The organism is Mycobacterium sp. (assembly GCF_032159565.1).
Taxonomy (GTDB): domain Bacteria; phylum Actinomycetota; class Actinomycetes; order Mycobacteriales; family Mycobacteriaceae; genus Mycobacterium.
The window spans coordinates 85312-91442 of the sequence record NZ_JAVHWR010000142.1; the positions used below are offsets into that span (position 1 = coordinate 85312).

The following is a 6131-nucleotide window of genomic DNA, read 5'->3' on the forward strand; positions in this document are numbered from 1 at the left end:
TTTACGTTTACTCGTCGGAACCGACTACCCGCAAGGCGGGCCGACTCTGCTCCTGGGGAAGCTCGGCCTTCTGCGGACGCGCCTTTCCGTCGTCGCGTCGGCGCAAGTCGGCTGCGACGTCCTGGTAGTCCCACACCAGGTCGGAAGCCTCTCGCGTCACGCGGGTGAGCGCGACGGAAACCGCCCCGAGGATTCTTCGCGCGTGCAGAGCCGTGGCGTGAACGGCCTCATGGGCGGCGTCGGCTCCTCGGGTCATGGCGGCATCTGCCCTACGGCCGAACTCGGCAAGCATCGGTCCTCCTCGACGACTCTTAGCCACGTGGCTACTGGCCATCATCCCCCACTGAACGTATGGAATCGGGCCGATGCGGGTAAATGACGCCCGAGCGGAGGGCTGATGAGCGAATACAGGGTGGTGGTCGTCGGGACCGACGGGTCGGACTCGTCGTTTCGTGCCGTCGACAAAGCTGCAGCAATCGCAGCCGAGGCCGACGCCAAGCTGATCGTGGTCACGGCATACCTGCCGACCGAAGAGCAGCACTCCGGTGAACCCGATCAGCCCAAGGGTGAGGATTACCGGACCGCGGGCGACGCGCCGGTCTACGGGATGCTGCACGAAGCCGGCGACCGGGCCAGGGCGGCGGGGGCTACAGACGTCGATGAGCGGGCCATCGCCGGTGCCCCGATCGATGTGCTCGTCGATCTGGTCGACGAGGTCGACGCCGACCTATTGGTGGTCGGAAACGTGGGGGTCAAATCAATCGCAGGCCGCTTGCTTGGATCTGTGCCAACGGCCGTACGTCGTCGGGCGAAGACCGAGGTGTTGATCGTCGAGACCACGGACTGAACGCACTCACCAATAGCGAAGTGCAGAGTGGAACATCTGCGCCAATGACGACTTGTCGCTCTCGATCGGGGCATTCTGCAGGAGGCGTTGTTGCGGCCACGCGCCGTCGGCGAGCGTGGCACAGTCCGCCTCGGCATAGCCCACGGCGGACAATCCATGGGGCATGCCCACTGCGCGCATGATCCGTACGAGTTCCTCGGCGAGGACCTCGCCCGCGTCTCCGGGAGCGGCATCGCCGACCTCGGCGCCGAGGTGACGGGCGGCCTCGATGTGACGCTGGGGATCGGTAGACGCGGTGAACCGGAAAGCCGATGGTGCGTTGAGTATCACCGACATACCGTGCGGGACAAGGGGTTCGGATCCGGGGTAGCCGTCCGGATGGAAATCACGCACCTGCCCGGCCACCGCGTAGGACATGGCATGCGGGATGTGCACTCCCGCATTGCCGAATGCGATGCCCGCGAGTGTGGCGGCCCACATGGTCTGCTCACGCGCTTCGCGGTCGGACGCGTCGCTGACGGCTCGTTCCAAGTACTGACCCAGCAGTCGCAGGGCCTCCCGACTGCCGAGGTCGCTCCACGGGTTGGCGCCCTGGCTCATCGGCCGAAGGCTCGGCTTGCCGGGTGCGGGGCGGCGGACGAAGGGCCGCGCGGTAAACGATTCCAGGGCGTGGGACAGCACGTCGAGTCCCGAGCAAGCGACGACCTGATCGGGCAGGCTGTCGGTGCAGTCGGGGTCGACGAGTGCTTCGGTCGGACGCAGCGCCGGTGAGGCGATGCCGGTCTTCGCCGACATCGACAGCAGATCGAAGATGGCGATGCCGGTCACCTCGCTCCCGGTGCCCGATGTCGTCGGGCACGCGATGTGCGGTTCGAGAGACCCGGGTACCGGCGTGCCCCCACCTACCGGGGCATTGACGTAGGACAGGAAGTCGGCGGGGTGGGTGGCATACAGGTTGGCCGCCTTGGCGGTGTCGATCACCGAGCCGCCGCCGACGGACACATAACCATCGGGCTTGGCATGCGACGCGAATGCCGCTGCCCGGGTAAATGATTCATCCGTCGGCTCGACGTGCACGTCGGTGTAGGCAACGACGTCGAGGCCCGCTGCCCGCAAAGACCGCTGCGCCGTGTCGAAGATCTCGAGGCCGGCCACGACGGGATCGGAGAACAGCGCCACCCGGGTCATCCCGAGCCCAAGGCCGCGCTCACCCAGTTCCCGCAGGCAGCCCCTGCCGAAGGTGATCCTGGATGCGTCGACGGTGAATGCGGTATCCAGTCCGTCACCGGTGGGTTGATAATGACAGCAGCTCATCGAGCCTCCCCTTGCCTACAGGTGAGCCTATAACGATGCAGCGGAAGCGCTGATGACCCCGGAAGGCGCAATGGCAACCGACCCCGTACTGCAGGAGATGATCGACGAATTCCAGCTGCGAAAGCTCGTCAATGCCTATTGCCGCGCCGTTGACCGAGGCGAATTCGAGCAGCTGCGCAACCTTTACCACCACGATGCGGTGGACTCCCACGGCGCGTTCTCGGCGGGCTCTGCCGACGAGTTCCTCAATCAGCTGATCGCCGCCCGCCCCTACATTCGGTCGATGCAGCACAACATCACCACAGTGAACTTCGCGATCAGCGGAGACGCGGCCGAAGGCGAGATCTACACAATCGCCACGCACACGCTCACCGAAAGCGATCGAGCGATCGACGTCGTGATCGGCGGCCGATACCTCGACAAGTACGAAAAGCGCGATAGCGCATGGAAACTGCGCGAGCGCACAATAGTTACCGACTGGGCCCATGTGAACGATCCGTCCTCGGTCGATCTGAGCCACCCGATCACCAGGGACACGATGCGAGGAACTCCTGACGCGACCGATCCGTCATACGGGTTCTTTTCACTGTTGACCGGTCAGCGGCCCCGGTGAGCGCCGACGATGGAAGGCAACTGGTGTGACAGACAGCCAGATCAGCACGCACGCACAACTTTTCGACCTTAGCGGCAAACGTGCGCTCGTCACGGGAGGCACCCGTGGAATCGGCATGATGATGGCGCGGGGGCTGCTGCAGGCCGGCGCTCGCGTGATCATCAGCTCACGCAAGGCTGACGCGTGCGAAAGCGCCAGGCAGGAACTCTCCCAGTTCGGCGACGTGACAGCGATTCCAGCGGATCTGTCCCGGCATGACGAATGCCTTCGGCTCGCCGACCTCGTCACCTCGGACATCGACGGACTGCACATACTCGTGAACAACGCGGGCGCAACGTGGGGCGAGCCGCTCGAGAGCTTTCCGGACTCGGCGTGGGACAGGGTTCTCGATCTCAACCTGAAGTCGCCGTTCTGGCTCACCCAGGCGCTTCTGCCTGCGCTGCGAGAAGGCGGAACAGCCGACGATCCCGCCCGAATCATCAATGTCGGCAGCATCGACGGCATCCACGTCAGCCGGCTGCCGGTGTACTCCTACGCCAGCAGCAAGGCGGCGATCCACCAACTGACCCGCATGCTGGCCCGCGAGCTTGGACCTCAGCACATCACGGTGAATGCCGTTGCGCCGGGTCCGTTCCCATCGAAGATGATGGCCGCCACACTCGACGCCTTCGGCGACTCGATCGCCGCGTCGGCGCCCCTTCGCCGGATCGGGCGCGACGACGACATGGCAGGCATCGCGGTATTCCTGGCGAGCCGGGCGGGCTCATACCTCACTGGCGCGATCATTCCCGTCGACGGGGGTATCGCGACAACAGCGTCCGGCACATAGGGCAGCAGCATCGGGGCCTGTGCCAAGAAGTCGGATAATCCCGGTTTCTTGGTTGCTGTGACAGACCTGGCTACGGGCTGTGATACTGCTTCTAACCGCTCATGCGGAGAGCGACGGGGTTGGGTATCAGACGGAGATAAATGATGAAGATTAGCCATGGATTGGCCGTCGCCAGCGTCGTGGCCGGTGTGATTCCATTCGTGGCGGCGGCGCCTGCCGCTGCTGCCCCCGACGGCCCGCTGCTCAGCGGGACGTATAGCGCCGTCGGGCAATACCGGGCCGCCACCGCAACCGCAGTCCTGCACATTTCCTCCAAATGTCCAGGATGCGATGCGGTCGCGACGGCGGAGGGCAACACGGTCGCCCTGAAGTGGACCGGCGCGGGCTGGATGTCGACCACTGCCAGCGGTGGCTGCGGGCCGACGGAAACCATCATCACCCCCAGCAACCCGACCGGCCTGGTGCGGAACTACACGAGCGTCATGACTTTCCTTCAGCCCGAAATATGTGGCACCGTCGAACCCGGGCTCGCCAACGCGACGCGCATCGGCGACTGATGCGCTGAAGCCGAATGGCTTTCGGCTTCAGTCGATTAAGCCGGACCGCTGGGCAGCTTGATGACCGACATATACATCTCAACAATCGGTCGGTAAAGGTCGACACCATCGAGTTCGCTGCCCAGCACCACTGAATCACTGGTGGCCACGAGCACTTGGGCGAACGTCAAAGGACGGATCAGCAGGGTTCCGCCGAGCCGGTCCATGCCTTCGACGACGAAACTCGCCAGCGCCTCGACGACTTCACGTCTTTTGCCGGCCACCCGTTCTCGTGCATCGGGGTTTCGGAGCAGATAGAGCGTGAACTCGTGGCCCAGTGCAGCATGCTCGGCGCCGCGGTCGATGCTCAGCTGACGCCACCGCTGGGCAATGGCATCGAGTTCGGGTGCCCCCACTTCGGTCGCCGCCGACAGAACCTCTGCGAAGTTGTCGAAATAGCGACGCCAGTACCGATCGCTCACCGCAAGGAAGAGGTCCTCCTTGGTGGCGAAGTGCTTGTAGATCGCGCCCTTTGTGTAGCCTGCCGCATGTGCGATGTCGTCGAGAGTCGCTGGTGTGAAGCCTTTTTCGGCGAACACCTCCTCCGCGGCATCCAGAAGAAGCGAGCGGGTGTGCTCGAGCCGTCGCTCGCGCGTCCAACGCTCAGCCATGCCGGGATTCTGCCATAGGATCTGAGATCCTCTCTAGACAATTAGATACCAGCGAGTATATAACAGCTGTCAGGCTTCTGATGGAGGGCAAGCGTGAGTGAACTGTCGAACAAGAAGACGCCCATAGTCACCGCGCCGCTGGGCCCGGTGGCGTCGCTAGGCGCCGAGGTTGCGCCCACGAGCAACCGCGTCAAGATCTGGGCCGTCGCCGGCGGCGCGATCCTGGCTCTCCAGTTGTACGTGTGGGTTCGGTGGATCGCCGGGCCGTACTTCGAGCGGGTGCCGAGCGGGCCGAACGTTCCGCCGATGTACATGAAGGCCTTCCTTACGTTCAATGGCATCCTCATGTGCGTCGGCTTGCCGATCGCGATCTGGTGGTTCATCGTCAGGCCCTGGCGTCGGGAGCGGAGAATCACGCTCGACGGCATGCTGCTGGTGTCGATGGGCTTGATGTTCTTCCAGGACCCACTGCTCAACTACTTCAACACATGGTGCACGTACAACACCTGGCTGTGGAACCGGGGCTCCTGGTCATCGGACATTCCGGGGTGGGTATCACCCGAGGAACCCGGTCGCCAGGTCGCTGAACCGCTTCTGATCAATGCTCCCGGCTACACGGCCGGCGTACTGGTCATCACGATCTTCGGATGCTGGGTGATGCGCAAGATCCAGGCGCGCTGGCCCAACATCAGCAACCTTCGGCTGATCCTGGTGACCTACGCGTTCACGTTCGTGCTCGACTTCGTCATGGAAGCCGGCTTCATGCTGCCGTTCGGGCTCTACACGTACCCTGGCTCGATTCGGTCCGTGACCGTCTTCGCAGGCACGTATCACCAATGGCCCATCTATGAGGGATTGATGTGGGGTGGAGTCCAGGCCGCCCTGTGCTGCCTGCGGTACTTCACCGACGACCGCGGCCGCACGGTCGTCGAGCGCGGGCTCGACCACGTCCGCGGCGGTGTCGCGCGGCAGCAGTTCATTCGCTTCCTGGCCATATTCGCGGCTGTCAGCTCGTGTTTCTTCTTCTTCTACAACGTCCCGGCGCAGTGGATCGCCATGCACGCCGATCCCTGGCCCGCAGATCACCTGAAACGTTCGTACTTCAACGGAGGCATATGCGGCGATGGGACCGACGTGCCATGCCCCGATCCCGTTCTGCCGATATCCACCAAGCGGTCCGGATTCACAAACACCGACGGTGAGTTGGTGCTCCCCGACGGCGCGGAATTGCCGAAGACCGTCCCCTTCGAACGCGGCAAGTAACGCCGCCGTTCTACCGCGCGGTCGACGATGAGGTCGAGGTCTGCCCGAAACGGCCTCT

8 protein-coding genes are annotated in these 6131 nt (G+C 64.0%); 5 read left to right on the forward strand and 3 right to left on the reverse strand.

Features of this window, described 5'->3' with window-relative positions; translation table 11 throughout:
* Positions 1-7: 7 nt before the first annotated feature.
* The gene (locus QOC76_RS19525; protein ID WP_526359389.1) at positions 8-292 is read right to left on the reverse strand and encodes a hypothetical protein; all 285 of its coding nucleotides are present in this window, start codon (positions 290-292) and stop codon (positions 8-10) included.
* A gap of 105 nt (positions 293-397) precedes the next feature.
* Between QOC76_RS19525 and QOC76_RS19530 the strand changes: the two genes are divergently transcribed.
* Complete coding sequence (locus tag QOC76_RS19530; RefSeq protein ID WP_526359391.1) at positions 398-847, forward strand: universal stress protein; 450 nt, start codon at positions 398-400, stop codon at positions 845-847.
* 6 nt (positions 848-853) lie between these two features.
* Here the strand turns inward: QOC76_RS19530 and QOC76_RS19535 are convergent, their stop codons facing one another.
* A complete protein-coding gene (locus QOC76_RS19535) occupies positions 854-2161 on the reverse strand; it encodes a hydroxyacid-oxoacid transhydrogenase (protein ID WP_526359393.1) in 1308 nt (435 codons plus the stop codon).
* Between the two features lie 52 nt (positions 2162-2213).
* Here QOC76_RS19535 and QOC76_RS19540 point away from each other — a divergent pair, with 52 nt between their 5' ends.
* From QOC76_RS19540 to QOC76_RS19550, 3 genes are all read left to right on the forward strand, one after another.
* Positions 2214-2774 carry a nuclear transport factor 2 family protein gene (locus tag QOC76_RS19540; RefSeq protein ID WP_526359395.1) on the forward strand — a complete coding sequence of 187 codons (561 nt, stop codon included), beginning with the start codon at positions 2214-2216 and terminating at the stop codon, positions 2772-2774.
* 25 nt (positions 2775-2799) lie between these two features.
* Positions 2800-3603, forward strand: a complete 804-nt coding sequence (locus QOC76_RS19545) for an SDR family oxidoreductase (protein WP_526359397.1) — start codon at positions 2800-2802, stop codon at positions 3601-3603.
* Positions 3604-3746: 143 nt separating this feature from the next.
* Positions 3747-4160: a hypothetical protein gene (locus QOC76_RS19550; protein WP_526359399.1), complete on the forward strand. Its 414-nt coding sequence runs from the start codon at positions 3747-3749 to the stop codon at positions 4158-4160.
* A gap of 35 nt (positions 4161-4195) precedes the next feature.
* Here the strand turns inward: QOC76_RS19550 and QOC76_RS19555 are convergent, their stop codons facing one another.
* A complete protein-coding gene (locus QOC76_RS19555; RefSeq protein ID WP_526359401.1) occupies positions 4196-4810 on the reverse strand; it encodes a TetR/AcrR family transcriptional regulator in 615 nt (204 codons plus the stop codon).
* Between the two features lie 93 nt (positions 4811-4903).
* Here QOC76_RS19555 and QOC76_RS19560 point away from each other — a divergent pair, with 93 nt between their 5' ends.
* Positions 4904-6073, forward strand: a complete 1170-nt coding sequence (locus QOC76_RS19560) for a spirocyclase AveC family protein (protein ID WP_526359403.1) — start codon at positions 4904-4906, stop codon at positions 6071-6073.
* The last annotated feature ends 58 nt before the right edge of the window (positions 6074-6131 follow it).

Excerpts from the sequence above, each read along its gene's own strand:
- QOC76_RS19555 (WP_526359401.1), bottom strand. The coding sequence starts at position 4,810 with ATGGCTGAGCGTTGGACGCGCGAGCGACGGCTCGAGCACACCCGCTCG.
- QOC76_RS19530 (WP_526359391.1), top strand. The coding sequence starts at position 398 with ATGAGCGAATACAGGGTGGTGGTCGTCGGGACCGACGGGTCGGACTCG.
- QOC76_RS19525 (WP_526359389.1), bottom strand. The coding sequence starts at position 292 with ATGCTTGCCGAGTTCGGCCGTAGGGCAGATGCCGCCATGACCCGAGGA.
- QOC76_RS19550 (WP_526359399.1), top strand. The coding sequence starts at position 3,747 with ATGAAGATTAGCCATGGATTGGCCGTCGCCAGCGTCGTGGCCGGTGTG.
- QOC76_RS19535 (WP_526359393.1), bottom strand. The coding sequence starts at position 2,161 with ATGAGCTGCTGTCATTATCAACCCACCGGTGACGGACTGGATACCGCA.
- QOC76_RS19540 (WP_526359395.1), top strand. The coding sequence starts at position 2,214 with ATGACCCCGGAAGGCGCAATGGCAACCGACCCCGTACTGCAGGAGATG.